Below are 26,305 nucleotides of genomic sequence, written 5' to 3' on the forward strand. Positions count from 1 at the left end.
CCGTCCATGGTCGTCGCACTGGATCGTGAGCATGTCCGCGCCGCCATCACTCATGCGCTCGGCGCGGAGAGCGAGTCCCTGCCGCCGCCCGAGCAGGCCGAGGCGTTCGGACGCTTCTTCGAGCGCTTCGCGAATGCGCGCGTCGTCCTGCTCGGCGAGGCGACGCATGGCACGTCCGAATTCTATCGGGCGCGCGCCGCCATCACGCAGACGCTGATCGCCAGGCATGGCTTCACCATCGTCGCGGTGGAGGCGGATTGGCCGGACGCCGCGCGCATAGATGGTTACGTCCGCCATCACGCGGCCAGCCCGCGCGGCGGCGACGCGTTCTCGCGCTTTCCCACCTGGATGTGGCGCAATGTCGAAGTGATGGACTGTCTCGATTGGCTGCGCGGCCACAACGCCAAACTGCCCGCCGAGCGCCGCGCCTCCTTTCACGGACTCGACGTCTACAGCCTCGGCGCGTCCATCGCCGCCGTCGTCGGCTATCTCGAGCGCGTCGATCCGCAGATGGCGCATGTCGCGCGCTCACGCTACGCCTGCCTCACGCCATGGCAGGAGGAGCCTGCGGAGTATGGGCGCGCCGTGCTTCGCGGACGCCAGGACTCCTGCGAGGAGAAAGCCATCGAGCAACTCGTCGGGCTGCTTGCGAAGCGGCTCGAATACATGCGTGACGATGGCGAGGCGTTTTTCGACGCAGCCCAGAACGCGCGCGTCGTTCAGGCCGCCGAGCAGTATTATCGCCTGATGTATCGCGGCGCGCGCGAGTCCTGGAACCTGCGCGACCGTCACATGTTCGCGACGCTCAAGGCGGTGATGGCGCATCGCGGCCCGGACGCGAAGGCGGTCGTCTGGGCGCATAATTCGCATATTGGCGACGCCGCCGCGACGGCGATGGGCTGGTCGGGCGAATTCAATATCGGCGAACTCTGCCGAACGGCCTTCGGCCATGATGCTGTTGCGATCGGCTTCGGCACGGACCGCGGCGCTGTCGCGGCGGCGTCCGACTGGGGCGGTCCGATGGAGGTCAAGACGGTCACGCCAGCGCGGGAGGACAGCTACGAATACGCTTTCCGTAAAACCGGAGTGGCGCGCTCGCTGACCGACTGGCGCGACCGGCGTAGCCGCGCCCTGGTCGAGGCGCTGAGCGAGCCGATGCTGGAGCGCGCCATTGGCGTGGTCTACCGGCCGGAGACCGAACTGCTCAGCCATTATTTCGAGGCCGTCCTGGCGGAACAGTTCGACGCTTATGTCTGGTTTGAGGAAACGAAGCCGGTCACGCCACTGCCGGTGGGTCGCCCGCATGGCGCCCCCGACACTTACCCCTTCGGATTATGACCGGGCGCCATCAGAGGATGAGGCGCCCGCTCCGCGCGAGCAGCACCCAGAGGAGAATGAACAGCGCGAGAAGCGTGAACGTGACTTCGGTGATGCGCAGCGCCAGGCGGTAATTGTCGCGGCGGCGCGAAATCTCGGTCAGCATCTCGTTTTCAAAGTCCGCGGACGACGGCGCCTGCGAGGCGCGGGACGGCCCGAGCGAGCGCAGGCATCGCAGATCGATCCAGGCGGCGACGCCGAAGACGCTCATGAAGCAGAAAATACCGGCGCGAACGAGATGCGCGAAGGGCGCCTGCTCATCGACGAGGCCAAGGGCGAAGGTCAGCGCGGCGAGAACCACCGAGATGAATTGCAGCAAGGCCGCGCTCTTGGAATCGAGCACGGCCATGTCATGCAGGACGCTGTCGACGATGGTCTGAACGCTCTGGCTTGCGGCGATCCGGACCTGATGGAAGGCGCGTTCATGCTCCCGGCTGTCGCGAAAGAACCCGTGGAGAGACATGCGCTACCCTGTCTGGCCATCACGGCGACGCGCGGGAGCCGTCATGGCCCGCGCGCGTCGCTGCAAGGAAGGCGGACCGGCCTATTCCGCCGCCATATCGCCCGAGACGGGGAGCTGCGTGCGAATGGCGCCGACGATCCGCTGAATGGCGGCGTTCGATTCCTCGGAGCGCTTTTCCGCGGCCATCGCGCGCTGCTCCATCGCAGCCAGATCGGTTTCGCGGGCGGCCAGGACGGACCTCAGCATTTCGAGATCCTTGTGCGCCTGCATGGCGTTCGCGGTGAGCTCGTTGATCTCGGCCTCGGCCGCGCGCAAAGCCGACTCGGCGCGCTCCGCGCGCTCAACGGTACGCTCCAGCTTCTCCATCACGGCGTTCGCGGCGTTGTGCGCGCGGGCGACGGCCTGGGCGGATTGTTCTTCAAGCTTACGAATTGCTTCAGCAGCCTCCGAGACAAGCGCGAGCGCGGCATTGGCGTCATCCGCTCCGTTTCCAAGGGTGGGACGCAGGGCGAGGTCTACAGGCCGCAGCGCTTTTGAATTCTGTTCTCCCCTCGGAATGATCTCATCGACGACTTGATCGAGATCGAGCGAGTCCATTTTTGCCTCCCGCAATCACATCAACCGGGCTGGTCGAGCGTCTGTCAACGAAACCTTATTGGGGACGATTGCGGCAAAATCTCAACAGGGATAACGGTTTAGGTTACGCTATCTACGCGCCCGGGCGAGCGTGTTCACGCCTGCTTTCAACACGTTGCGAAAAGGTGTGGATCGTCACAGCCTCGCCGGATGGCGCGCGATTTTGTGGCTGATTCTCGTGTCGGGAGCGCGTCAGCCGCCCCTGGCGGCCGGAATCGGGTCAAAAGCACAGGCAAAGACGCTTTCCGGCAGACGTAAAAAAGCCCGCGCGGGAACCGCGCGGGCCTGTCCATGGCGTGCGGCGAATTACCACCAGACGCCGCCCCACAACGGAGCGGTCGCGGCTCCGGCGAGCGACCCGGCGGCCCAAAGCGGGGCGGCGGCCAGCCCGAGCGCGCCGCCAACCGGGTTGTAGCCCCAGGTCGAGGCGCCGTAGCCGCAATAAGGCGCGGCGGCGGCGCTATAGCCCCAAGCCGGCGCTGCATAGCCCCAGCGGGAGGCATAGCCCCAGCGCGGCGCATAGCCCCAACGCGAATAGCCCCAGCGCGGCGCATAGCCCCAGTGGCGCGCGTAGCCCCAGCGAGGCGCATAGCCCCAGTGGCGCGCGTAGCCCCAGCGTGAATATCTCCAGCGCGGCGCGTAACCCCACCGGGGGGCCGCGTAGCCCCAGCGCCATCCGTGATGCCAGTGGCGATAGGGAAGCCAGTGCACCTGATCGGTCTGGGACGCAAGCGAGATCGACTCCTTGCCGGTGATGCTCATGACGCCGGCGGCGCCAACAGAGGGCGTGGCCAAGACGGCCAGCGCGCCCAGAGAGGCCGCAAGCGTTGCGAATGCAATTTGCCGCATCGAGACACTCCTTTTCGGATCCAGCGGAGGCGCCGGCGGCGAGGCCGTCGCCTCTCTGCAAAGGATTAAGAAAGGCCAAATAGACGACTCGCCCGGCCTGTCGACGTCGCCCCCCTGATTGCGCCGCATATTTTTCAAGCGCCGGCCGAGGCGGCGGCTCCCGGCGCGCGCGCATCACCCGAAGCGCCGCGCCAGAAGCAGGCGGCGACTGACCGCTTGAAGCCAGTCGTCGCGTTGAAAGCCGAAGAGGCGACGACAGATAGGGGGGACCGCGAAGCGCGAATGCGCTTCGCTTTCAACATCGGAAGGACGAGAGCCGATGAAACCACTCTTTATCGCCCTGATGTTCTCGACCGCTCTTGGCGCGAGCGCGTCATTGGCGGCGGCGTCGCCCGCTTCGTCGCAGGCGGCCCCCGTCCTCGGCGCGCAACAGGCGCATGCGGTGCGCATCTGCGAAAACGGCGCCTGCTGGTGGTCGAGAGATCACTGGGGCTACGGAGAAGGCTGGCGGCGTCACGATCACTTCTATCGCGATCGCGACTGGCGCCGCGACCGGGACGATTACGACGACTGGGATCGCTGATCGAACCGCATGAAACGAGGCCCGCAGCCACCGCTGCGGGCCTTTTGCCTTTCGCGCCCCGCGCGCATGCACGAGGTCATCAGGCGCCGAGGACGCGCGCGACGATTTTGGCCGTGTAATCCACCATCGGCACGATGCGCGCGTAATTGATGCGTGTCGGGCCGATGACGCCGAGCGCGCCAATTATGCGGCGCTCGCTGTCGCGCAGGGGCGCGGCGATCAGCGAGGAGCCCGACAGGGAGAACAGCTTGTTCTCCGAGCCGATGAAGATGCGCACGCCTTCGCCCTGCTCGGCCCGTTCGAGAAGATCGATGACGCCGGTCTTGGTTTCGAGATCGGCGAAAAGCAGACGCACGCGCTCGAGATCCGCCGTGGCGGTCAGATCCTCCAGCAGATGCGCCTGACCGCGCACGATCAGTTGACGGTCGCTCGGCGCGCCGGCCCAGCTTGCGAAGCCCGCCTCGACCAGCCGCGCCGTCAGTTCGTCAAGCTCCATCTGCGCGGCGCGGCGTGAGGCCTCTATGCCCTCTCGCGCCTCCGCCAGCGTGCGGCCCGTGATGCGGGCGTTGAGATAGTTCGCCGCTTCGATCAGCGCCGAGGCCGGCAGATCACGTGACACCGGGATCACCCGGTTTTCCACCGTTCCGTCGTCCGCCACGAGGATGGCGAGGGCGCGCTCCGGCTCCAGCCGAACGAAATCGATCTGCTTGAGACGCACATTCTCTTTCGTCGCGACAACGACGCCGGCGACCCGCGTCAGGCCGGAGAGCAGGCTCGTCGCCTCCGCCAGCACGCCTTCGAAATCATGCGCATGGGACGCCGCCTCGACCCCGGCCGCGATCCGGGCGCGCTCCGTGTCCGCGATGTCGCCAATCTGAAGCATGGAATCGACGAAGAAGCGCAGGCCAAGCTCCGTGGGCAGGCGCCCCGCGCTGGTGTGCGGGGAATAGATCAGCCCAAGCTCCTCCAGATCCTGCATCACATTGCGCACGGAGGCCGGGGAGAGCGTCATGGGCAGCAGGCGCGACAATTGCCGCGAGCCCACAGGCTCGCCCGTGGCCAGATAGCTGTCGACAAGCTGCCGGAAGATTTCCCGCGAGCGCTCGGAGAGCAGCGAGAGATTGGCTTGAGGCGGAACAATCGGGGGCGTGCGGATCATGAGCAGAAGAATAACGCATCGGCGCGCGGCGTCGAGACCGGGGGCCCGCAGTAAAAAGGCCCGGCTGCGGGAGCCGGGCCTCGTGTCGCTGGCGATTTGCGCGAACCGTTACAGGCCGAGCTGGGGCATGCCGATCAGGGCGCCGAGGCTCTTGATCTGATAATTGACGCCGACGCGCGCGATATGCGTGTCGAAACCGTTGCCGATGTAGGTGCGGTAGGCCACCGGCGCGCCGGGGGCGAAGGCGTTCATGCCAGCGCTCGAGCCATAAACGCCCTGGAGGCTGGTGTAGAGATATTCGGCCTTGACCGAGAAGTTGTTGAACAGGGCGTATTCCACGCCGGCGCCCACGGTCCAGCCGGCCTGCCAATGCGAGTCGGAGGTCGGGAACAGCAGACCGGCGGCGTTAGACACGCCGTTGGTGTGGAGCTGGGCATAGGCCAGACCACCGGTGACATAGGGCAGGAGACGGCCGAAGGCGTAGCCGAAGCGCAGACGCTCGGCGCCGAACCAGCGCATGTCGCTGTTGAGCGCGAAGCCGCCCCAGTTGCCGCTGTTGTTGGAGTTCACGCCCGTGTAGTTGAACTCGGATTCATAGCCGACGACGATATTGTTCGACAGCTGCCAGTTCACGCCGCTCTGCATGCCGACGATGTAGCCGCTCGTGCCATAGGACGAGCCGACATTGTTGAGCGCAAGCGCGCCGGCGCCAAAGCCGAGACCGTAAATGTTGGAGAGGTAGCTCGCGGAGCCGCCCGCGTAGCCGCCGCTGACGCCGATGTGATAGCCGGACCAGTCGAACATCGCCGGCGGGGGCGGCGGCGGGGGAGCCTTGTAGCTCGGCAGATCGGCGGCGAGGGCTGTTCCAAACGCCAGTAGCGACGCGGCCGCGCCGAGCACCGTAGCCTTGAAAGTCATCTGATAGCTCCAAAAGCAAGGCCGCCCGTACATCGGCGCAGCATTACAAAGACAAGATGCGTCAAAGTAACATCTCGACATGCATGGCGAAATTGCCGGGGCGTCGCCCGCCGCGAATTTAGCGGGCGCGTTGCGCTTCGGTCACAGTCCCCGCTAAGAGGCTCTTTATCAAAGAGAACCGCCGGGCGCGCCGTCGAGCAGCGGCGCCGCGAGAGCCGCGACGCCCTGACGATAGGCGGCGAGCGAAAAGCGCTTTTCGTAATAGGCGCGGGTCGGACTCGTCGCGCGGCCCGAATCTTCCCGCTTGCCGGCGGCGGCGGCGCGCAAGGCCGCGGCGAAAGCCTCCGCCGTGTCGGCGAGAGTCACATTCGACAATTCGAAGGCTTCCGCGTCCAGCCCACGCAGCGCCTGCGGCGTCGCGATCAGCGGAAGCCCGCTCGACATGGCTTCCACCGTCTTGATCGACAGGCCGGTCCCGCTGATCGTCGGCAGCAGCGCCAGCCGCGCCTTTGCGTAGATGACGCCGGGATCGTCCACGCGGCCGAGGAACCAGTTGCGATAAGCGGCGTATTCCGCGCTCGCGCGCGACCTCACGCCAGCATCGACATTCCCCACGATCTTCACCTCGATCCCCGGGGCCTTCGGGGCGACCTCCCGCAGAAACCAGATCAGGCTTTCGACATTGGCGGTGTTGTTGCTGGAGACGATGACGATATCGTCACCGCCGGGTCCGGTCGGGGCGGGCGGCGTCGGCGGATAGAGCAGCGCATGCCGCTTCTCGGGCAGAAGGCGGCGGAATTCCTCGGCCTCCTGCGCATTGAGATGCAGCAGCAGATCGGCGCCCCTCATGGCCTCCAGCTCCTGCGCGAGCATGGAGTCGTAGGTCGCGCGCGGCCGCAGCCAGGGCATCCCCTCGTTCATCATGTCGAACTGCCGGGTCTGGAGGTCATGCGTGTCCAGCAGAATCGGCGCGCGGCCATGGGCCAGGCGGCGGGCCACCGGCATCAGGAAGAAATGGTTGCAATGAACGAGATCGTAGTCCCGCTCTTCGACGCCGGGCGACAGCCGCGCGCGTTCGGTCAGACCAAGCCGGATCACCGCCTGATCCCCATGCAGATAGGGCCACAGGACTCGCCCCAGAAAGTCGGGGCTGAACACGACATGCAGCGGCGCGCCGCCGAAGTGGCGAGGGCCGGCGTCGAGCTCCGGCGTCGCCTCCCGGAAGGATTTCCAGATCCAGTCGCGCTCGGGAACGTAGCCGGGATCAAGGCTGACGGCGACCGGCGAAACCTCCGCGCCGAGCGCGCGATAGGCCTCGATCTGTCCGACGACGACGCGATAGGTTCCGCAGGAGTGCCAGGCCGGATGCAGCAGGGCCACGCGACGGCCTGCGAGCGACGGCCCGCTCATGCCGGCACGGTTTCCAGGGCCTGGGCGAGCGCCCGCGCATAGGCCTGCGGGCTGAAAGCGTCTTCATAGAGCCGGCGCGTCGCGCTGTCGGCGCGCGGCGCCTCGCCACGTTCCGCCCGCTGCTGGGCGGCCCGCCAGAAGGCGGCGAACTCGGCCGCGTCCTGGGCCAGCGCCACATTGGCGAGCGCCGACGGATCGACGCGCATGCCCCGGAAGGCGAGCGGCGTCGCGACCAGCGGCGCGCCGCAGGACAGCGCCTCGACCGCCTTGATCGACAGGCCATGCCCCTCCACCGTCGGCAGCAGGACGCAGCCGGCGCCGGCGTAGACCGCGCCAATATCCTCGACCCGCCCCCTGAACAGGGCGCGATGCGCCTCGAAGAGTTCGGGGTCGCGCTTCCTCACGCCGCCGTCAATATTTCCGTAGATCGCCACCTGCGCCCCCTGCGCGAGCGGGACGACCTCGGTGAGAAACCAGCGCAGGCTCAGATAATTGGCGTAATTGTCGCTGGCGACGATGATGATCTCCCGCCCCCTTGCGCGCGGGGTCTCCGGAACGGCCGGGTAAATGAGCGCATGGCGGCCCTCCGGCAGGAGCTGCTGGAAGTCGCGATGCTCCTCCTCGTTGAGGTGGACGCAGAGATCGGCGCGGCGCATCCAGTCCAGTTCCGTCTTGAGCATGGCAGTATAGGTCGCATGCGGCGGGATGAAAAAGCCACCCTTGTTGCGCAGGACATATTGCCGCGCCTGAATGTCCTGGGTCTCCAGCAGCACGGGAACGCGGCGCCCGCGTTTCAGCGTCTCCACGAAGGGCAGCGTGAAATAATGGTTGGCGTGGATGAGGTCGATCGACCCGTCCGCGATCCCCTCCGGCGCCGGCGCGCGTTTGGCGAGTTCGATCAGCCAGCTCGCCTGGTCGCCATGGATCAGCCGCCACCAGCCGTCGACGAGCAGCCGGCCCGCGATGGCGGCGAGGGGGGGCGCGGAATAGAAGCGCCGATCCGCGCCAATGCCCTTCGTCGCCTCGACATAGGCGGGCCAACGTCCGGCGTTGACCGGACCGCCGACCAGGTCGTCCATCATGGCGACGGAGAGCACCCTTGCGCCGAGCGCACGATAGGCGGCGATCTGGCTGACATTGACCTGATAACTGCCGCAACTGTGCCAGGCGGCGTGCACGACGGCGACCGTTTTTCCCGCCAGTGGCTGGCCGGGAGCACCGGGAATCTCGTCCAACCGACCGCCCCCTTGCTTTTGCCTGAATTTTACAAGTACACCCCCTATATGAGCCTTCGTCTCCCGAATCCACCCCTGCGGGCCCCCGACGCCGAGACCGGCTCGGCCGCGCCCGCCAAGCGCTATGGCGTCGCCATCGTCGGCAACGACAAGATCATCGACTGGCTGCTGCCGTTCCTGGAGAGCTACCGCGACACCAACCCGTCGCTGCCCCTCTATCTCATTCCCTACGACGACAATGTCGAGATGACCCGCCGGGCGGCGGACCTCTACGGGGCGACCTTCGTCGCCGAGGAGCCGGTGGAGATCGACCGGCTCTCCCATGAGCTCTATCCCGGATTCTTCAACAACAACCGGCGGCGGCTGCGCAAGCTTCAGGCCCTCGCCCTGCCGCTCGACGAAGTCGTCTATGTCGATGTGGACGTCATCCTGTTCAGGGACTTCACGCCCCTGTTCGGCCGGCTGGAGGCGGGCAAGCGCGAGTTCATCGTCGCCTCGCCGAGCTTCGAATATGTCTACAACGACCGGCGCGGCGCCTATCCCTTCCTGAAGGACGTGCTGCTCTTCAACGATGGCTTCTGGGTCACGTCCAACACATATCTGAAGCTCTCCGACTTCATCGAGACGATGAAGACCGACGCGGAGATCTTCCACGACGTCCGCAAGCGCGGGCAGCTCTTTGCGCAGCCGCTCGTCAATTTCGTCACGCACCGCCGGGGCGTGAAAATCGCGCTGCTGCCCAATGTCGTGCCGGACTCCTCGCACGAGAGCTTCTACAAGGCGGCGGGCGTGACCTTCCGCGACGGCAAGCCCCTCGATGTGGATGGGAAGGAAATCTACTTCTGCCACTGGGCGGGCGCGACCGCCCTGCCCGCGCGCGGCGTCTTCGACGCCGCCTGGACGGAGTATTCGAAGGCAGCCTGGGCGCGGTTCAGAAAGTGATCTAACGTCCCGTCGTCCCGCAAGGACGAAGAGGAGCGAGCGAGAGGCCATGCCGCGTCTGCTGTTCTCATTTCTTCTCAAGCGCGTGGGCCTGACGGTCCTCGTCGTGCAGCTTGCGCTGTCGGTCCCGGTCGTTCTCTCCTATCTGCTCTACCAGTTGCCGCCGGCGGCGGTGCGCGGCGGGCTCGTCATCCCCGCGCTCGTCGGCGTGACGCCCACCGTGGCCTTCGTCACCTTGCCCATGGCCGTCGGCGTCGCCACGGCCCTGGAATTCTCGCGCATGGCGAGCGAGGGCATGATCGCCGTTCTCTACGCGCTGCGGCTGTCGGCCTGGTCGATCTGCCGGCCCGCGCTGAGCCTTGCCGCCGGCATCGTCCTGCTTGGCTACCTTCTGTCCAATTTCCTCGCGCCGCATTATTCCAGCAACATGCAGGACGTGCTGAACATCGTGCGCAATTCCCTGAATCACCGCATGCTCGACGCGGCGCATTTCTACACCTTCTCGGCGGGTGGGAAGACGCTCTACATCGAACGCTGGATCACGCCCGACATCGCCGCCAATCTCTTCCTGCGCCAATTGTCGGTCGAGAAGATGCAGGAGGAGACGATCACCGCCGCGCGCGCCGAGTTCCGGCGCAACGACGCCGGCGTCATCGTCGCCCTGTCGAACGGCAGCATCCAGACCCGGTCAATCACCAGCAACGAAGTGCGCATCGCCAATTTCGACGAATATGCCATGGCGTTGCCCTTGCAGGGCAGCAGCTCCATGCCCGAACGCGGCTGGCGCGGCGTCTATGAGCTGTCGGCGGCCGACTTCGTCGCCAATCTGTCGACGGCCCGGGGCGATCCGCGCCAATATGGAGAGTGGATGGCCGAGGCCGCCAAGCGGTTCGGCGTCCCGGCGCTGGCGGTCGCGCACACGCTGCTCGCCATGGCTTTGACGCTCACCTTCGGCAACATCACCGGCCGGCGCGGCGCCTCGGGAAGCCTGCCCATCATCGCCATTCCCGTGGCGCATATCGTCTATCTGGTCGCGCTGGAGTCGCTCCTGCGCATCAGCGCCTGGTTCGCGCTGCTGCTCGCCGGCTTTCTGTTCCTGGAGATCGGCCTGTCAGTCTGGATAATCGCGCGGCTGAACTACAGCCCGCGGCCGACGCGCTATGGGCCCGTCGCGACGACGCCGGGCTACGCCGCGCCCGCCGCCTGACTCTGCTGCTCGTCGCGGACCGCCGACTTGTAGGCGTCGATGACGCGGCGCGGTTCGCCGATTTCCCGCACGACGCCCTTGTCCAGCCACAGGACGCGGTCGCAGATGTCGGCCACGAAGCCCAGATCATGGGACACCATCAGGATCGTGCCCTTGCGGCTGAAATCCTTGATGTATGTCTCGCATTTGGCCTGGAAGATGGCGTCGCCGACCGACAGCGCCTCGTCGACGATGAGCACATCGGCGTCCGCATGGGCGCAGATCGCGAAGGCGACGCGCGAGATCATGCCCATGGAATAGGTGCGCATGGGCTGCTCGAAGAACGACCCGATGTCCGCGAAGGCGGCGATGCTCTCGATCCGGGCGTCGACCTCCTTGCGGGAAAGCCCCAGGATGGCGGCGCCGATGCGCGCGTTCTCACGGCCCGTCAACAGCCCGTCGAAGGCGGAGCCCAGCGCGAGAATGGGCGCCACCCGTCCCTTGACCTCGAAAGACCCCTTGGTCGGCATGGTGATGCCGCACAGGATTTGCAGCAGGGTCGTCTTGCCGGCGCCGTTGCGGCCGATGATGCCGACGTGCTCCCCCTGCGCCACGGTGAAATTCACATCGTGGAGAACCCATTTCTCCGTGTAGAATTTCTTCCACAGACCAAAGAGCACCTGCTTCAACTGGTCGTTCTGATGCGCGTAGAGCTGGAAGGCTTTCCCGATGCCCGCGCAGCGGATGGAGGGCTCAGATGACATCGACGATGACCGACTTGTAGCGCATGAAGAACTGGTAGCCCGCCACGAAGACCGCGACGGAGACCGCGACGATGACGAGATAGGCGAAGACGTTCGGAAGCCGCCCATCAAGCGCGAGGGCGCGCATCATCTCGATATAGTCGCCGACGATATTGAGGCGCAACCAGATGGCGGTGGAGGGGGAGATCTGGTCGATCTGCTCCAGCCGATAGAAGATCGGCGTCGCGAACATCAGCACCGGCACGATCGACGCCATGATATGCGCGACGTCGCGGGTGAAGGCGCCCAGCGCCATCAGGAACCAGACCACGCCCAGAAGGAAGAGCGCGAATGGCGCGATGAGCAGCGGCGTCAGCAGAATGGTGAGAGGCAGCGTTCCCGCCGTCACCAGCCGGAAGCCGATATAGACGCCGAAGGCGACGGCGGCGTAGATGAAGGCGCGGATGGTCGCCGTCCAGGCGATGGTCTCGCTGGGAAAGATCGAGCGCTTCACGAAGTTCACATGCTCGTGCAGCAGCATGGGCGCCCGGTAGGCGAGCTCGCTGAAGAGGTTGAAGACGATCAGCCCGATGAAGATTCCGCTCGAATAATCGGTCAGGCTCATGCCCGTCGACAGTTGCGGCACGGTGATCGAGAACAGCACCGTATAGGTGAGCAGCATGATCAGCGGCGACAGGACCGCCCAGGCGGGGCCGAGCAGCGAGCCGCGGAAGCGCGAGATGAATTCGCGCCGCACCACGGCGCGGATCAGCTCCCGGTTACGCCAGGCCCGCTCGAAGGGGGCGACATAGGCGGGCGGGATGGATGCGAGCAACGGCAGAAATTCCCTGGCTAAAGCGAGGCGGCGCGAGGCGCTCTGGTCCCGCATAGACCAGTTCGGGCCGCCTGCTGTCAATGCCGCCGCGCGAGGAAGGCGACCTGCGACAAATCCTCGTTACTGGAAAACAAGATGCGCAAGAGACGCCTTGCCCTCGCCCGTCATGGGCCCCGTCGATCCCCGGCCTCGGCCGCTACTCCACCGTGACGCTTTTCGCCAGATTGCGCGGCTGATCCACGTCTTTGCCCATGAAGGTCGCGACGTGATAGGCGAGAAGCTGGACCGGAACCGCATAGACCAGCGCCGCGAAGGCCCCCGCCACGCTTTCCGGCATCTCGACGAAGCCCGCCAGTTCGGCGGCCGCCTCCCGCCTGGCGCGCGGCGAGCCGATCAGGATCAGATGGCCGCCGCGGGCCGCGACTTCCTGAAGATTGGACACGGTCTTTTCCAGACTGGCGTCGGGCGGCGCCAGCACGATCACCGGCATGGCGTAGTCGATGAGCGCGATCGGCCCGTGCTTCAGCTCTCCGGCGGCGTAGCCCTCGGCGTGGATATAGGAGAGCTCCTTGAGCTTCAGCGCGCCTTCCAGCGATAGCGGGAAGGAGGGGCCGCGGCCGAGATAGAGCACGCTGGAGGCGCGGGCGACGTCGCGGGCGACGGGCTCGATCTGCGCCTCGCGGTTCAGCGCCTCGGCCATCTGGCCCGGCGCCGCGACCAGTTCGGCGACGAGCTCGCGTTCGCGCTCCCTGCTCAGGACGCCCCGCGCGCGTCCGAGCGCCAGCGCGAGGCAGGCGAACACCGCGAGCTGGCAGGTGAAGGCCTTGGTCGAGGCGACGCCGATCTCCGGACCGGCCAATGTCTTCGCCACCGTGTCGCTCTCGCGGGCGATGGTCGAGGTGTCGACATTGACGATGGAGAGAATGTGCTGGCCATGCTCGCGCGCGTAACGCAGCGCCGCCAGCGTGTCGGCGGTTTCGCCGGACTGGGAGACGAGGATCATCAGCCCCCCGCCGGGAAGCGGCGGGTCGCGGTAGCGGAACTCGGACGCGATGTCGATCTCGACCGAGAGCCGTGCGAAGCGCTCCAGCCAGTAGCGGGCCAGAAGCCCGGCGTAATAGGCGGTGCCGCAAGCCGAAATGGTCACGCGCGTCAGCGCGTTCGGGTCGAAGGTCAGCTCGAAGGGCAGCCGGACGACGCCTTCCGCGAGATCGAGATAATGGGCGAGCGTGCGCCCCACGACCTCCGGCTGCTCGTGAATCTCCTTGGCCATGAAGTGCCGGTAATTGCCCTTGTCGACCAGAAAGGAGCCCGGCGTCAGCGGCAGGCGGCGGCGCTCCACGGGCTTGTCCGACGCGTCGAAGAAGCGGGCGCCGTCCCGGCGCAGGACCACCCAGTCGCCTTCATCGAGATAGGCGATCGAGGTGGCGAAGGGCGCGAGCGCCAATGCGTCGGAGCCCAGATAGACGCCCTCCTCGCTCCAGCCCACGGCGAGCGGCGAGCCGCGCCGGGCGCCGATGAGCAGATCGGGCTGGTCGTCGAACAGGAACGCCAGAGCGAACGCCCCCTTCAGCCGCTTCAGCGCGGCCGCGACGGCGGCCTCGGGGCTGGCGCCTGCCTTCAGGCCCTCGGCGACGAGATGGGCGACCACTTCCGAGTCCGTCTGGGAGGCGAAGACATGGCCGCGCGCCATCAGTTCTTCCCGCAGTTCCCGGAAATTCTCGATGATGCCGTTGTGAACCACCGCGACCCGTTCGGCGGCGTGGGGATGCGCATTGTCCTCGGTCGGCTTGCCATGCGTCGCCCAGCGGGTGTGGCCGATGCCGATTTCACCCGCGAGCGGCGAGGCGGCCAGCTTCTCCTCGAGATTCTTGAGCTTGCCGCTCGCCCGCACTCGGGTCAGGCGACCCCGCTCCAGCGTCGCCACGCCGGCGGAATCATAGCCGCGGTATTCGAGGCGCTTGAGCGCCTCGACGAGTTGTCCCGCAACCGGGCCCTTGCCCAGAATGCCCACGATCCCGCACATGCTGCCTCCAGTAAACGGTTACAGAGCAAAAGCGTCGCCAGTCGCGGCGCGCAGCCGCAAAAGGGTGGGCGAACCGGCTCCCCCCTTTTTCAGAAAAAGGCGTGTTCCTGCGGCAAAAATGCAGCCGCTTCCTTACTTCTTTGTTTTCTTGGCCGCCTGCGCGGCGCGGAAGGCCGCGGCCCAGCCGGCTTTCTCCATCTGGCGCCCGCGCGCCACGGCGAGCGAATCGGAGGCCACGTCCCTGGTCACCACCGAGCCGGAGCCGACATAGGCCCCGGCGCCGATCTTCACCGGCGCGACGAGCGCCGAATTCGAGCCGATGAAGGCGTTCTCGCCGATCTCGGTGCGATATTTGAAGAAACCGTCGTAATTGCAGGTGATCGTCCCGGCGCCGATGTTGGCGTTCGCGCCGATGTCGGCGTCTCCGATATAGGTCAGATGATTGACCTTGGCGCCCGCCGCGACGCTGGCGTTCTTGATCTCCACGAAATTGCCGACCTTCGCCTTTTCGGCGAGTTGGGCGCCCGGCCGCAACCTCGCGAAGGGGCCGATCGTCGCGCCCGCGCCGACGCGCGCGCCCTCCAGATGCGAGAAGGCGTGAATCACGGCCTTGTCCCCGATGGAGACGCCGGGGCCGATCACGACATGGGGCTCGATGAGGACGTCACGTCCGAAAAGCGTGTCGGCGCACAGGAACACCGTCTCGGGCGCGATCATGGTGACGCCGGCGGCCATGGCGGCGCGGCGCAGGCGGTCCTGCGCGACGGCCTCCGCCCGGGCGAGCTGGATGCGGTCGTTGACGCCGAGAACCTCGGTCTCCGCCGCCAGCGCCACTTGCGCGTCCCGCCCGTCCGTCCGGGCGAGTTCGATGACGTCGGTGAGATAATATTCGCCCTTGGCGTTGGCGTTGCCGATGCGGGTGAGCCAATCGAGGGCGCGGGCGCCGTCAAGGGCCATCAGCCCGGCGTTGCTGAGGCGGATGGCGCGCTCGGCCTCGCTCGCGTCCTTCTCCTCGCGGATGGCCACGAGCCGGCCGGCGGCGTCCTGAATCAGCCGCCCGTAGCCGAAGGGGTCGGCGGCGACGAAGCCCAGCGCCACGACGCCCGCCCCCTCGGCCAGCCCCGCGCGCAGGGCGCGGATGGTCGCGCCGGTCACGAGCGGCGTGTCGGCGAACAGCACCAGAAGATCGTCGCAGCCGGCGGCGATGGCCTCGCGGGCCGCAAGGACGGCGTGCGCGGTGCCGAGCCGCTCGGCCTGCACGAAGGTCATGGCGCCCGGCGCCAGCCGCAGGGCCTCGGCGCGCACGTCGTCGCGCCCCGGCCCCAGGACGACGGCGACCGACTCGACCCCCGCCTCGGCGACCGCCGTCAGCACATGGGCGAGCATGGAGCGCCCGGCCACCTGATGCAGCACCTTCGGCGCATCCGATTTCATGCGCGTGCCCTCCCCTGCGGCGAGGACGATCGCGAGAGCTTTGCGGGAGCTCGGCATATGGGCCTTTGGTTTCAGAGTTGCGCGCCGGAAAGCGGCGGGCTGCACGTCGTTTCTTGCAGATTCGCCGCGCCGAGGGCAAGGGCGGCCGCGACGCCGGGACGCGGCCGGGCTGCTTCAATTAAACGCTTTTTGTTCGCCGAAATTCTTCTATAGAGAAGCGAAGCGACACATAGACAGCCTTCAGCTCCTGCCCGGTTCCTCGATGTTTGAACGAAGAGACGTTTTGAAAGCGGCCCTCGGCGCCCTTGCCTCGGGCCTCGCGCCTTCAGTCGCACAGGCGCAAGGGCCGCAACCGACGACGCCAAACCCTCCCGCCCCGTTCAGCCGCGAGATGATCGTCGAACTCGCGCGCGCGCTGGCGGCCAAACCCTATGCGGCGCCGCCGACCGATTTGCGGGAGCCCTTCGCCAGCCTGTCCTATGAGCAATTCGTCGGCATCAAGACGAAACCCGGCGCCGCGCTCTGGTCGGGCGAGAACCGCGGTTTCTCCATAGAGCCGCTGCACCGGGGCAATATTTTCACCGCCGCGGTGGACCTGTTCGTCATTGAAAATGGCGCGGCGACGAAAATCGCCTATGATTCCGGGCGCTTCGACTATGGCGCCCTGAAAATCCCCGAGAAGCTGCCCGATCTGGGCTATTCGGGCTTCCGCGTGCTGCACGCCCAGCCCGGCGGCGGCGAGGCGGAGCTCGCCATCTTCCAGGGCGCGAGCTTCTATCGCGCGGTGGCCGCCGGCCAGAATCTCGGCGTCACGGCGCGCGGCCTGTCGATCCGCACAGCGGACCCGCGCGGAGAGGAATTCCCGGCCTTCCGCAGCTTCTGGATCGAGAAGCCGGTGCTGGGCGACAATGCGCTCGTCATTCACGCCCTGCTCGATTCGCCGAGCGTCGCGGGCGTCTACCGCTTCACCGTGCGGCCCGGCGAGGCGACGCTCATCGACACGGAACTGACGCTCTTTCCCCGCACCAACGTCGATCATTATGGCCTCGCGGGCTTCGCCGCCGCCTCGCTCCACACGCCGCTCGATTCGCGCCGGCGCAACGACGACCTGCGGCCCATGGCCGCGGCGATCAACGGCATCCAGATGCTCACCGGCGCGGGCGAATGGCTGTGGCGCCCGGTCTCCAACCGCGAGGAGCTCCAGTTCTCCTCCTTCGTCGACGTGAACCCGAAAGGCTTCGGCGCGCTGGTCAGAAACCGCGACATCGCCGACTATCAGGACGACGATCAGCACTGGGAGCGCCGTCCGTCGCTCTGGATCGAGCCGCTGGGCGACTGGGGCGAGGGCGCCCTGCAACTCGTCGAAATTCCCTCGGAGTCCGAAAACAACGAGAATATCGTCACTTACTGGCGGCCGAAGGCGCCTCTCCCCGGCGGCGGGCAGGCGACGTTCGCCTACCGGCAGTTCTGGTGCTGGGAGCCTCCGAGCCGGCCGCCGCTGGCGACGGCCGTGCACGCCCGGGCGGGCCATGTTCCCGGAACCAAGCGTCGCCGTTTTGTTGTCGTTTTTTCGGGCGACGGTCTCGCCGACCAGCAAAAAACAGCGCGTCTTTCCGCCGCCTTGACCACATCCCCGGGATCAGCCACCAACGTCCGCACGTTTCTCAATCCGCAGGCGAAGACGTGCCGCGTCGTGTTCGACGTCGATCCCGCCGGCGAGACCTACTGCGAAATTCGCCTCGTCCTGCGCGCGGATGAGGAGCCGCTCAGCGAAACCTGGCTTTATCGATGGACTCCCTGACAATCGCGCCTGTCGACTCCACCCTGTCGGCGCCGGCCCCCAAAGACCCCGCGGCCACCGCGCCGACCCCGAACGAGCACCGGCTCTCCATGCCGGCGCAGAATCTGTTCAAATTCGACCGCCGGCAGCAGTTCCGCAAGCCGCTCGCGCCGCAATTGTGGCAGACGCCCTGGCTGGCCCGGCTCGTCACCTTCGGCGGCGGCCTCGCGCTCACCGTCTATGGCGGCTGGCAGATGTACAAGGTCATCGACGTCGGCGGCGTCACGACCCTGAAATGGGCGCTGCTTGCGCTGTTCGTGCTCAATTTCTCGTGGATCGCGCTGAGTTTCGCGAGCGCGGTCGTCGGCTTCGGCGCGCTGCTCTCGAAGCGGCCGGCTCCCGCCCTGCCGGAGACGCTGCGCGAGAAGACCGCCGTCGTCATGCCGATCTACAATGAGGCGCCGAGCCGCGTTTTCGCGGCCTTGCAGACCATCTACGAGGATGTGCAGGCGACCGGCCTCGGCGAGCATTTCGACTGGTTCTTCCTCTCCGACACGACCAATCCCGACGTCTGGATCGCGGAGGAGCGCGCCTTCATCGCGATCCGCCGGCGCCTTGGCCCCAAGGCGCGCATCTTCTATCGCCGCCGCGAGAAGAATATCGGCCGCAAGGCGGGCAATATCGAGGATTTCGTGACGCGCTGGGGCGGCGCCTACGCGCATATGGTCGTGCTCGACGCCGACAGCCTGATGACCGGCCCGACGATCGTGCGGCTCGCCGCCGCGATGGAGGCGGACCCGGACTCCGGGATCATCCAGACGCTGCCGCTGATCATCAACCGCAACACGCTGTTCGCCCGCGTGCAGCAGTTCGCCGCGCGCATCTATGGGCCGGTGATCGCGGTGGGCCTCTCCTGCTGGATGGGTCGCGACGGCAATTACTGGGGCCACAACGCCATCATCCGGACGGAGGCCTTCGCCCGCCACTGCGGCCTGCCGGACCTGCGCGGCAAGCCGCCGTTCGGCGGCCATATCCTGTCGCATGACTTCGTCGAGGCGGCGCTCATCCGCCGCGCGGGCTATGCGGTCTACATGATGCCGACGCTCGGCGGCTCCTATGAGGAAAGCCCGCCCTCGCTCATCGACCTGTCGATCCGCGACCGGCGCTGGTGCCAGGGCAACCTCCAGCACTCGCGCGTTCTCTTCTCGCGCGGTCTGAGCTGGGCCTCGCGCCAGCACTTCCTGACCGGCATCTTCGGCTATCTGACGTCGCCACTGTGGCTGCTGCAACTGCTCGTCGGCATCGTGATCGTCTTCCAGGCGAGCTACTTCAAGCCGGAGTATTTCACCAGCGAATTCGCGCTGTTCCCGACCTTCCCGCGCTTCGACGCCGAACGGTCGCTGGAGCTCTTCGCGCTCACCATGGGCATTCTGCTCGCGCCCAAGTTCTTCGGCCTGCTCGTCGCGATCTATGAGCCCGACACCCGCCGGGGCTCGGGCGGCGTGATCATGCTGCTGATCTCCACGCTGTTCGAGATCGTCCTGTCGGCGCTGCTGGCGCCGATCATGATGCTGATCCAGACCGGCCATGTCGTGCATATCGTCTTCGGCTTCGACACGGGCTGGGACCCGCAGCGGCGCGACGATGGTTCTGTGCCCTTCATCGACATTGTGCGCCGCCACCGCGCCCATGTGGCGCTGGGCGCGCTGAGCCTCGTCGCGGGCCTGCTGATCTCGCCGTCGCTGGTGGCCTGGATGTCCCCGACGATCGCGGGCCTCATTCTCGCCATTCCGATCTCCTGGCTCACCAGCCAGCGCTGGCTGGGGCTCGTGTTCCGCCGCGCCGGCGTGCTGGTGACGCCCGAGGAAACGACGACTCCGCCGATCGCCAAGCGCGGCAAGGCGCTCTCCAGGGCGCTCGCCCGCTCGGAGGAGGACGAGGTCAATGGCGTCGCCGCCATCCACGCCGATCCCGAGCTGCGCGAACTGCACGAAGCCTGGCTGCCGACCCGCAAGCCGCGCCAGCGCGGCGCGATCACCTCCGACCGCGCGGTCGCCGAGGCCAAGATCGCCGACGCGGAAACCATCGAGGAGGCTGTGAGCTGGCTCAACCGCGGCGAGCGCCTCGTGGCGCTCTCCGACCGCGCGCTGATCGCCATGATCGCGCGTTTGCCGAGAAAGGGCGAGAAACAGTCCGAGGCGCGGGCGGCGGAATAGAAACCCTCCAGCGCCGTGGCCCCGCCGGAAGGCGGGGTCGGGTGGGGTCAAGCGCCATCATGCACGGAGCTGAAAGAACCCCACCCGCCGGCCTTCGGCCGTCGACCTCCCCGTAAGGGAGAGGTTGGGCGCCTCATCGGCTCAAAGAGATACAATGACTCTCATCTACAAGATCATCTCCGCGCCCGAATGGCGCGCGGCCGAAGCGGCGGGCGTCTTCCACGGCGCGGCGATCGACCTTGCCGACGGCTACATCCATTTCTCCACCGCCGACCAAGCCTCCGAGACGGCCGCGAAACATTTCTCCGGCCAGAGCGACCTGCTGCTCGTCGCCGTCGACGCCGGCAAGCTCGGCGACGCGCTGAAATGGGAGCCGTCGCGCGGCGGCGCGCTGTTCCCGCATCTCTACGCGCCGCTCTCTCTCGACGCCGTCGCCCGCGTCGCGCCGCTGCCGCTGCGCGACTGGGGCCATGATTTCAGGGATCTTCTGTGATGGACGCCTTCGGCCTCGCCCTGCCCGTCCTGCGCCTGCTCGACCCAGAGGACGCGCATCGCGCGACCATCGCCGGGCTGAAACTGCTGCCGGGCCGCGCCCCCGCGCAAGACGATCCGCGCCTGGCGGTCTCCGCCTTCGGCCTCGACTTTCCGAATCCGATCGGTCTCGCCGCCGGCTTCGACAAGGACGCCGAGGCGCCCGACGCCATGCTCGGTTTCGGCTTCGGCTTCGTGGAGGTCGGCACGCTGACCCCGCGCGCCCAGCCCGGCAACCCGCGACCGCGCGCCTTCAGGCTTCCCGAGGACCGCGGCGTCATCAACCGTTACGGCTTCAACAATGAGGGTCATGCGCCGGCGCTGGCGCGTCTGTCGCGGCGCGCCCGCCGGGGCGTCGTCGGCGTCAATGTCGGCGCCAACAAGGACGCCGCCGACCGCGTCGCGGACTATGTCGCGGGCGTGAAAGCCTTCGCGGATGTGGCCAGCTATTTCACCATCAACGTCAGCTCGCCGAACACTCCGGGCCTGCGGGACCTTCAGGAGCCCGAGGCGCTCTCCGATCTTCTCGCCCGCGTCATCGAGACCCGGGACGCCGCCGCCGCGCGCCGCCCGGTGCTGCTGAAGATCGCCCCCGACCTCACGCTGGAACAGCTCGACGGCGTCGTGCGCGTCGCCCGCGCGCGGGGCGTGGACGGCATGATCGTCTCCAACACCACCATCTCGCGCCCGGGAACGCTGCGCTCGCCGCTCGCGGCGCAGGGCGGCGGCCTGTCCGGCGCGCCGCTCTTCCCGCTGTCCACTTACATGCTGGCGCAAACCTTCCTGCGCGTCGAGGGACAGTTCCCGCTCATCGGAGCCGGCGGCGTCGGCGACCCCCAGACCGCGCTGCGCAAGATCGAAGCCGGCGCGACGCTGGTGCAGCTCTATTCGGCGCTGATCTATGAAGGGCCGGGCCTCGCCGGGCGCATCAAGCGCGGCCTCATCGCCGCGCTGGAGAGAGAAAACACGACGCTCGCCGCGCTGACAGGCCGCAAGGCGGCGGAGATCGCGCGCGGGTGACAGGCGCCTGCGCGCGATGTTAGAGCGAGCCACGCTGATCGTGAGCCCAATCCCTCCCCCTTGCGGGGAGGGTGGCCCCGCGAAGCGGGGTCGGGTGGGGTCAGCCCCATCACGGCTGCAGCGGCTTGAACCCCACCCGGCGATCTTCGACCGCCGACGCCTCTCATCGCCAGACCGGCGACTCGCGCCTTGGCGCGCATATCGACTTCAGTGAGGAGACATCATGAGCGAACAGATCTGGCTGGCGACGGGCGAGGCGACGGTCCTCGCGGCGGACGGGCAATATACCGATGCGATGCCGGAAGTGCTGATCGGCAATGTGAAGGGCCCGGTCGGCCACGCCTTCGCCTCCATGACCGGACAGGTCGCCGGCCATCCGCGCATGTTCGTCATCCGCGACCTCAACCAGCAGGTCCGCCCCGCCACGATGATGACCACCAAGATGACGGTGAAGTCGGAAGCCTATGTCGAGCTGCTCGGCGGCGTGCTTCAGGCGGCGACCGCCGACGCCATCGTCGACTGCGTCGCGGAAGGACTCATTCCGAAGGCTCAGGCCAACGAGCTGTGCATGATCATCATGGTCTGGCTCGATCCGCGCTGCGCCACCGACGAGAACCTCGACAAGAAGGATCTCTATCGCACCAATTACGAGGCGACGAAGCTCGCGATCTCCCGCGCCCTGAAGGGCGAGCCGACGGTCGACCAGCTCATCGCCAATCGCAAGACCATCTCCCATTACGCGCTGGAAGGCGTGTTCGAGGACTGACGATCCCGGCGCGGCGGCGCTCCCGGCGTCGCCGCGCCAGTCACGACGAAAGGTCGAAGCGAAGCTGCCGCGGCGCCGCGCCGGCGCTCTCCAGCGACGACAGGCTGACGCCGAGCAGGCGCACGCCCTCGGCGGCCGGAAACACCGGCGCCAGCAGCTCCAGCGCGATCCGTTCGAAATCCTCCCGCGATGCAACCGGCGCCTCGATCGTGCGCGCGCGGGTGATTTGGTGAAAGTCGGCGTATTTCACCTTGAGAGTCACGGTTCGCCCGCGAACGCCATTCTTCTCGCAGGCGCGCCAGACCTTGTCGACGATCGGCGCCAGCGCCTCGCGCGCCGCCGGCAGGGTGAAGACATCTTGAATGAATGTGTTTTCGGCGCCGATGGACTTGCGCAGACGATTGGCGCGCACCGGCCGCTCGTCCACGCCGCGCGCGATCCAGTAATAATATGCGCCCGCCTTGCCGAAATGCTGCTGGAGGAACGCCAGCGACTGCGCCTTGAGGTCGAGGCCGGTTTCAATGCCGAGCCGGTTCATCTTCGCGCGCGTCGCCGGGCCGACGCCATGAAAGCGGCCGACCTCCAGCGTTTCCACAAAGCCCGGTCCCTGTCTTGGGGTGATCACGAACAGCCCGTCCGGCTTGCGGTAATCCGACGCGATCTTGGCCAAAAACTTGTTGTAGGAAACGCCGGCGGACGCGGTGAGGCCAGTCGCCTCCCGGATGCGGGCGCGGATCTCTTCCGCGATTTGGGTGGCTGAGGACACGCCTTTCAGAGTGTCGGTGACGTCGAGATAGGCCTCATCCAGCGCGAGTGGTTCGATGATCGGCGTGTAATCCGCGAAAATGTCGCGAATTTGCATGGAGACCGCGCGATAGACGTCGAAACGCGGCCGCACGAAGACCAGCTCCGGACATTTGCGGCGCGCCGTTACCGAGGGCATGGCCGAGCGCACGCCATATTTGCGCGCCTCGTAGCTCGCCGCCGCCACCACGCCCCGCTCCCGGGCGCCGCCGACGGCGACCGGCTTGCCGCGCAGCTCCGGATGGTCGCGCTGCTCGACCGAGGCGTAGAACGCGTCCATGTCGATGTGAATGATCTTGCGCGGCCGGGGGGCTTCGGCCGTCTCCGCCGCTCTCGGATCACGCGCGTTCATGGCCGCCAAATGTAGCGGAGCGCAACGCAATTTGCACCGGCTCCGCTGCGGCGGGCCGAACGACGTCGCCGCCCGCGCGTTCGAACCCGCGAAGGGAGACGGCCATGGACGAGGAGACTGTGAAGCGCTCCCTCCCCTGGGTGGTGGCGGCCGCGCTGTTCATGGAGCAACTCGACGCCACCATCGTCAACACCGCCGTTCCGGCCATGGCCGCCAGCCTGCATGTCACGCCGCTGAGCCTCAAGGCCGTCGCCGCGAGCTATATCCTCAGCCTCGCCGTGGGGTTTCCGGTGAGCGGCTGGGTCGCCGACCGCTATGGCTCGCGACGCGTGTTCGCCCTGGCGATCGCGGTCTTCACTTTGTCGTCGATCGGCTGCGGTCTGGCGCAGAACGCGCATCAGATGGTCGCGGCGCGCATTCTTCAGGGCGCGGGCGCCGCGCTCATGACGCCCGTGGGCCGCATGACCATCGTGCGCACCTTCGAGAAGTCGGAGCTCTTGCGCGCCATGAACTTCGTCATCATCCCGGCCCTGATCGGGCCGCTGCTCGGCCCCACCGTGGGCGGGCTGATCGTCAATTGGGTGTCCTGGCGCGTGATCTTCTTCGTCAATGTCCCGGTCGGGCTCGTGGCGCAATGGCTCGTCCACCGCTACATGCCCGATTATCGCGAAGAGACGCGCCATCCGCTGGACTGGACCGGGCTGCTTCTCTTCGGCGCCGGCACGGCGCTGTTGTCCTGGCTGCTGGAAATTTTCGGCGAGCACCAGATCGAGGCGGAAGCCGGCGCGGGGCTTTTCGCCGTTGCCCTTGCGCTGCTCGGCGCCTATTGGCTTCACGCCCGCCGCATCCCCTTCCCCCTCCTGAGGCTCTCGCTTTTCAGGGCGCGCACCTTTCGCGTCTCCGTCATCGGCGGCTTCATCACCCGGCTCGGCGTCGGCGGCCTGCCGTTTCTGACGCCATTGCTGTTTCAGGTCGGGCTCGGGATGCCGGCGTGGCAGTCCGGCCTGCTGATGATGCCCACCGCCGCCGCGGCCATGGGCATGAAAGTCATCTCGGCGCGGATCCTCGCCCGCTTCGGCTACAAGCGCGTGCTGATCGCCAACACGGTCATGATCGGCGCCGCCATCTGTCTTTATTCCCTCATCACCAGCGCGACCCCTTATGTCTTTCTCATCGGGACGGGGCTGGCGCTGGGCTTTTTCAACTCCCTGCAATTCACCAGCGTCAACAGCATGGCCTATGCCGACATTGAGCCGGCCGACTCCAGCATGGCGGCGACCATCGCAAGCTCCTTCCAGCAAATCTCGATGAGCTTCGGGCTCGCCGTCGGTTCGCTGGTCGCGGCGTGGTTTCTCGACGGCGCGCCGCAAACGGACCGGACGGCAGTGATCCATGCGCTGCATGACGCCTATCTGACGCTTGGCGGTTTGACTATTCTGTCCTCCCTGTCCTTCTGGACCTTGCAGTCCGGCGACGGCGCCACTGTCAGCGGGACGGGAGCGGAACCAACCTATGAGCGAAGCTTGCACGAGGGATAGCGGAATGGACGAGACGCAAGGCGCGCCGCGCGAAACGGCGACGGGATTCTCCAGCGACGCGAGTTCCTGGCTCCAGCTCGCGGCCGCCGTCGGCGTCTGCGCCCTGCTGATCGGCGCGGGCGTCTATATCCTGTCGGGCTATCTGCACGCCCTCGCCTGGGCCGTCGTGTTCGCCGTGGCGCTGTGGCCGCTCTACACGCGCGTTCGCCGCCGCCGTGTCTCGGGCGAGTTCGCGTCCCTTCTGTTCACGGCGCTCGTCGGCTTCAGCGTGATGGCGCCTGTCGCGCTGCTCGCGGCGGGCGCGCTGGTCGAGTTGCGCCAGCTTGTGGATTATGCGCGCATGGCGGGAGACTCGGGCCTGCCGGCGCCGGAGGCGATCCAGCGCCTGCCCTATGTCGGCGCCTGGATCACGCAATGGTGGGCGGAAAATCTCGCGCATGCGGGCTGGGCGAAAGACCTTCTGAAGCAGCTCAACACCTCTTCGACGCGCGAGCTCGGCGCGATGCTGGGCGCCGGCGCCGTGCGCCGCGCGATGCTGTTCATCGTGTGTCTGCTCGCCCTGTTCTTCCTGTTCCTCTATGGCGACAGCGTGGTGTCGCAGTCGCGCGTCGTCTCGCGCCGGCTGTTCGGCGCGCGCGGCGAGGTCGTGGCGGGGCAGATGATCGCCTCGGTGCGCGGCACGCTGAACGGACTGGTGCTGGTCGCCATCGGCGAAGGATTCATCCTGACCGCCGCCTATGTCGTCACGCACACGCCGCACCCGATCCTGCTCGGCGCGCTCACGACCTTCGCGGCCATGATTCCCTTCGCGGCCGCCATCGCGATTGGCGTCGCCGCCCTCGTCGCCGCCGTGAGCGTCGGCGCGCCGGCCGCGACCATCATCGTGGCCGTGGGCGCGGTCACGGTGTTCGTGGCGGACCATTTCGTGCGGCCGCAACTGATCGGCGCCACGACCAAGATGCCCTTCGTCTGGGTGCTGCTGGGCATTCTCGGCGGCGTCGAATGCTTCGAGCTTCTCGGCCTGTTCCTTGGGCCTGCGATCATGGCGGCGCTCATCTCGCTGTGGCGCGACCTCTCGGCCCCGCCCGAGGCCCCTTTGGGATAATTTCGCCAAAGCCCCCATGCGCGCGCGCCAGAACGCCCCAAGTGTGACCTGATGAACGGAAGGAGCGCGCCGATGGGTTCTCTCACGCCAGAGCTGTCCAGCCTCATCGACGCGCATCGCGCGGCGTTCGAGACATTCGAAGCGACCCATGAGGACGACGACAACTTCCTCAGCGCCAGCCGCGCCGAGGACATCGCCCGCTATGACGTGGCCGTGCGGCCCTGCGCCAGCGCGGCCGAATTCATCGAAAAACTGCGCTATTTGATGGAAATCGAGCGAAGCCTGTGGGGCGAGCCCGAGTTTCTCACCCAATTCGGCTCCATCGCCGTGGCGGTGCGCGACTATTTCGAGCAGCAGCAGGCAAGCCGGCAGTAGAGGCTCGCGGAGAACGCCCTCC

General features: G+C 67.0%; 24 protein-coding genes. 12 read left to right on the forward strand and 12 right to left on the reverse strand.

Features of this window, described 5'->3' with window-relative positions; translation table 11 throughout:
* Positions 1 to 6: 6 nt before the first annotated feature.
* Positions 7 to 1,338 carry an erythromycin esterase family protein gene (locus ACR652_RS14810; protein ID WP_434507245.1) on the forward strand — a complete coding sequence of 444 codons (1,332 nt, stop codon included), beginning with the start codon at positions 7 to 9 and terminating at the stop codon, positions 1,336 to 1,338.
* 10 nt (positions 1,339 to 1,348) lie between these two features.
* Here the strand turns inward: ACR652_RS14810 and ACR652_RS14815 are convergent, their stop codons facing one another.
* The 3 genes from ACR652_RS14815 to ACR652_RS14825 all read right to left on the reverse strand — a co-directional run bounded on the left by ACR652_RS14815 (position 1,349) and on the right by ACR652_RS14825 (position 3,325).
* On the reverse strand, positions 1,349 to 1,840 hold the full coding sequence (locus ACR652_RS14815) for a hypothetical protein (protein ID WP_434507246.1): 492 nt from the start codon (positions 1,838 to 1,840) through the stop codon (positions 1,349 to 1,351).
* A gap of 81 nt (positions 1,841 to 1,921) precedes the next feature.
* A complete protein-coding gene (locus ACR652_RS14820; RefSeq protein ID WP_434507247.1) occupies positions 1,922 to 2,437 on the reverse strand; it encodes an ABC transporter permease in 516 nt (171 codons plus the stop codon).
* Positions 2,438 to 2,782: 345 nt separating this feature from the next.
* Positions 2,783 to 3,325: a hypothetical protein gene (locus ACR652_RS14825; protein ID WP_434507248.1), complete on the reverse strand. Its 543-nt coding sequence runs from the start codon at positions 3,323 to 3,325 to the stop codon at positions 2,783 to 2,785.
* Between the two features lie 319 nt (positions 3,326 to 3,644).
* Between ACR652_RS14825 and ACR652_RS14830 the strand changes: the two genes are divergently transcribed.
* Positions 3,645 to 3,908, forward strand: coding sequence for a hypothetical protein (locus ACR652_RS14830; protein WP_434507249.1), 264 nt, complete (start codon positions 3,645 to 3,647; stop codon positions 3,906 to 3,908).
* A gap of 79 nt (positions 3,909 to 3,987) precedes the next feature.
* On the opposite strand, the gene hrcA is transcribed toward ACR652_RS14830, so the two are convergent.
* The 4 genes from hrcA to ACR652_RS14850 form a co-directional block, all read right to left on the reverse strand.
* On the reverse strand, positions 3,988 to 5,067 hold the full coding sequence (gene hrcA, locus ACR652_RS14835) for a heat-inducible transcriptional repressor HrcA (RefSeq protein WP_434507250.1): 1,080 nt from the start codon (positions 5,065 to 5,067) through the stop codon (positions 3,988 to 3,990).
* Between the two features lie 108 nt (positions 5,068 to 5,175).
* A complete protein-coding gene (locus tag ACR652_RS14840; RefSeq protein WP_434507251.1) occupies positions 5,176 to 5,985 on the reverse strand; it encodes an outer membrane protein in 810 nt (269 codons plus the stop codon).
* Between the two features lie 168 nt (positions 5,986 to 6,153).
* Complete coding sequence (locus ACR652_RS14845; RefSeq protein ID WP_434507252.1) at positions 6,154 to 7,395, reverse strand: glycosyltransferase; 1,242 nt, start codon at positions 7,393 to 7,395, stop codon at positions 6,154 to 6,156.
* The gene (locus ACR652_RS14850; protein WP_434507253.1) at positions 7,392 to 8,630 is read right to left on the reverse strand and encodes a glycosyltransferase; all 1,239 of its coding nucleotides are present in this window, start codon (positions 8,628 to 8,630) and stop codon (positions 7,392 to 7,394) included. The genes ACR652_RS14845 and ACR652_RS14850 overlap by 4 nt, the downstream gene beginning before the upstream one ends.
* A gap of 48 nt (positions 8,631 to 8,678) precedes the next feature.
* Here ACR652_RS14850 and ACR652_RS14855 point away from each other — a divergent pair, with 48 nt between their 5' ends.
* Both ACR652_RS14855 and ACR652_RS14860 read left to right on the forward strand, forming a co-directional pair.
* The gene (locus ACR652_RS14855) at positions 8,679 to 9,572 is read left to right on the forward strand and encodes a hypothetical protein (protein ID WP_434507254.1); all 894 of its coding nucleotides are present in this window, start codon (positions 8,679 to 8,681) and stop codon (positions 9,570 to 9,572) included.
* A gap of 49 nt (positions 9,573 to 9,621) precedes the next feature.
* On the forward strand, positions 9,622 to 10,779 hold the full coding sequence (locus ACR652_RS14860; protein ID WP_434507255.1) for an LptF/LptG family permease: 1,158 nt from the start codon (positions 9,622 to 9,624) through the stop codon (positions 10,777 to 10,779).
* Here ACR652_RS14860 and ACR652_RS14865 read toward each other — a convergent pair.
* The 4 genes from ACR652_RS14865 to glmU form a co-directional block, all read right to left on the reverse strand.
* Positions 10,758 to 11,522, reverse strand: a complete 765-nt coding sequence (locus tag ACR652_RS14865; protein ID WP_434507256.1) for an ABC transporter ATP-binding protein — start codon at positions 11,520 to 11,522, stop codon at positions 10,758 to 10,760. The two genes, ACR652_RS14860 and ACR652_RS14865, sit on opposite strands and share 22 nt — an antisense overlap.
* Complete coding sequence (locus ACR652_RS14870; RefSeq protein ID WP_434507257.1) at positions 11,512 to 12,336, reverse strand: ABC transporter permease; 825 nt, start codon at positions 12,334 to 12,336, stop codon at positions 11,512 to 11,514. The genes ACR652_RS14865 and ACR652_RS14870 overlap by 11 nt, the downstream gene beginning before the upstream one ends.
* 196 nt (positions 12,337 to 12,532) lie before the next feature.
* Positions 12,533 to 14,362 (reverse strand): glutamine--fructose-6-phosphate transaminase (isomerizing), encoded by a 1,830-nt coding sequence (gene glmS, locus ACR652_RS14875; protein ID WP_434507258.1) that lies wholly within the window; start codon positions 14,360 to 14,362, stop codon positions 12,533 to 12,535.
* Positions 14,363 to 14,494: 132 nt separating this feature from the next.
* A complete protein-coding gene (glmU, locus tag ACR652_RS14880; RefSeq protein WP_434507259.1) occupies positions 14,495 to 15,853 on the reverse strand; it encodes a bifunctional UDP-N-acetylglucosamine diphosphorylase/glucosamine-1-phosphate N-acetyltransferase GlmU in 1,359 nt (452 codons plus the stop codon).
* Positions 15,854 to 16,058: 205 nt separating this feature from the next.
* Between glmU and ACR652_RS14885 the strand changes: the two genes are divergently transcribed.
* The 5 genes from ACR652_RS14885 (at position 16,059) to fae (ending at position 22,109) form a co-directional block, all read left to right on the forward strand.
* Positions 16,059 to 17,597, forward strand: coding sequence for a glucan biosynthesis protein (locus ACR652_RS14885; protein ID WP_434507260.1), 1,539 nt, complete (start codon positions 16,059 to 16,061; stop codon positions 17,595 to 17,597).
* A complete protein-coding gene (gene mdoH, locus ACR652_RS14890; RefSeq protein WP_434507261.1) occupies positions 17,585 to 19,792 on the forward strand; it encodes a glucans biosynthesis glucosyltransferase MdoH in 2,208 nt (735 codons plus the stop codon). The genes ACR652_RS14885 and mdoH overlap by 13 nt, the downstream gene beginning before the upstream one ends.
* 154 nt (positions 19,793 to 19,946) lie before the next feature.
* Positions 19,947 to 20,285: a DUF952 domain-containing protein gene (locus ACR652_RS14895; protein ID WP_434507262.1), complete on the forward strand. Its 339-nt coding sequence runs from the start codon at positions 19,947 to 19,949 to the stop codon at positions 20,283 to 20,285.
* Positions 20,282 to 21,343, forward strand: a complete 1,062-nt coding sequence (locus ACR652_RS14900) for a quinone-dependent dihydroorotate dehydrogenase (RefSeq protein WP_434507263.1) — start codon at positions 20,282 to 20,284, stop codon at positions 21,341 to 21,343. The genes ACR652_RS14895 and ACR652_RS14900 overlap by 4 nt, the downstream gene beginning before the upstream one ends.
* A 223-nt stretch (positions 21,344 to 21,566) precedes the next feature.
* On the forward strand, positions 21,567 to 22,109 hold the full coding sequence (fae, locus tag ACR652_RS14905; protein ID WP_434507264.1) for a formaldehyde-activating enzyme: 543 nt from the start codon (positions 21,567 to 21,569) through the stop codon (positions 22,107 to 22,109).
* Between the two features lie 40 nt (positions 22,110 to 22,149).
* On the opposite strand, the gene dinB is transcribed toward fae, so the two are convergent.
* On the reverse strand, positions 22,150 to 23,265 hold the full coding sequence (gene dinB / locus ACR652_RS14910; RefSeq protein ID WP_434507265.1) for a DNA polymerase IV: 1,116 nt from the start codon (positions 23,263 to 23,265) through the stop codon (positions 22,150 to 22,152).
* A 104-nt stretch (positions 23,266 to 23,369) separates the two neighbouring features.
* On the opposite strand from dinB, the gene ACR652_RS14915 reads away from it, so the two are divergent.
* The 3 genes from ACR652_RS14915 (at position 23,370) to ACR652_RS14925 (ending at position 26,283) form a co-directional block, all read left to right on the forward strand.
* Complete coding sequence (locus tag ACR652_RS14915) at positions 23,370 to 24,803, forward strand: MFS transporter (protein WP_434507266.1); 1,434 nt, start codon at positions 23,370 to 23,372, stop codon at positions 24,801 to 24,803.
* Positions 24,804 to 24,807: 4 nt separating this feature from the next.
* Entirely contained in the window at positions 24,808 to 25,908 is a 1,101-nt protein-coding gene (locus ACR652_RS14920) for an AI-2E family transporter (RefSeq protein ID WP_434507267.1), read from the forward strand.
* Positions 25,909 to 25,980: 72 nt separating this feature from the next.
* Positions 25,981 to 26,283, forward strand: coding sequence for a hypothetical protein (locus ACR652_RS14925; protein WP_434507268.1), 303 nt, complete (start codon positions 25,981 to 25,983; stop codon positions 26,281 to 26,283).
* Positions 26,284 to 26,305: the final 22 nt, after the last annotated feature.

Origin of the sequence: Methylocystis sp., from assembly GCF_051061225.1 — a bacterium.
Lineage (GTDB): Bacteria > Pseudomonadota > Alphaproteobacteria > Rhizobiales > Beijerinckiaceae > Methylocystis.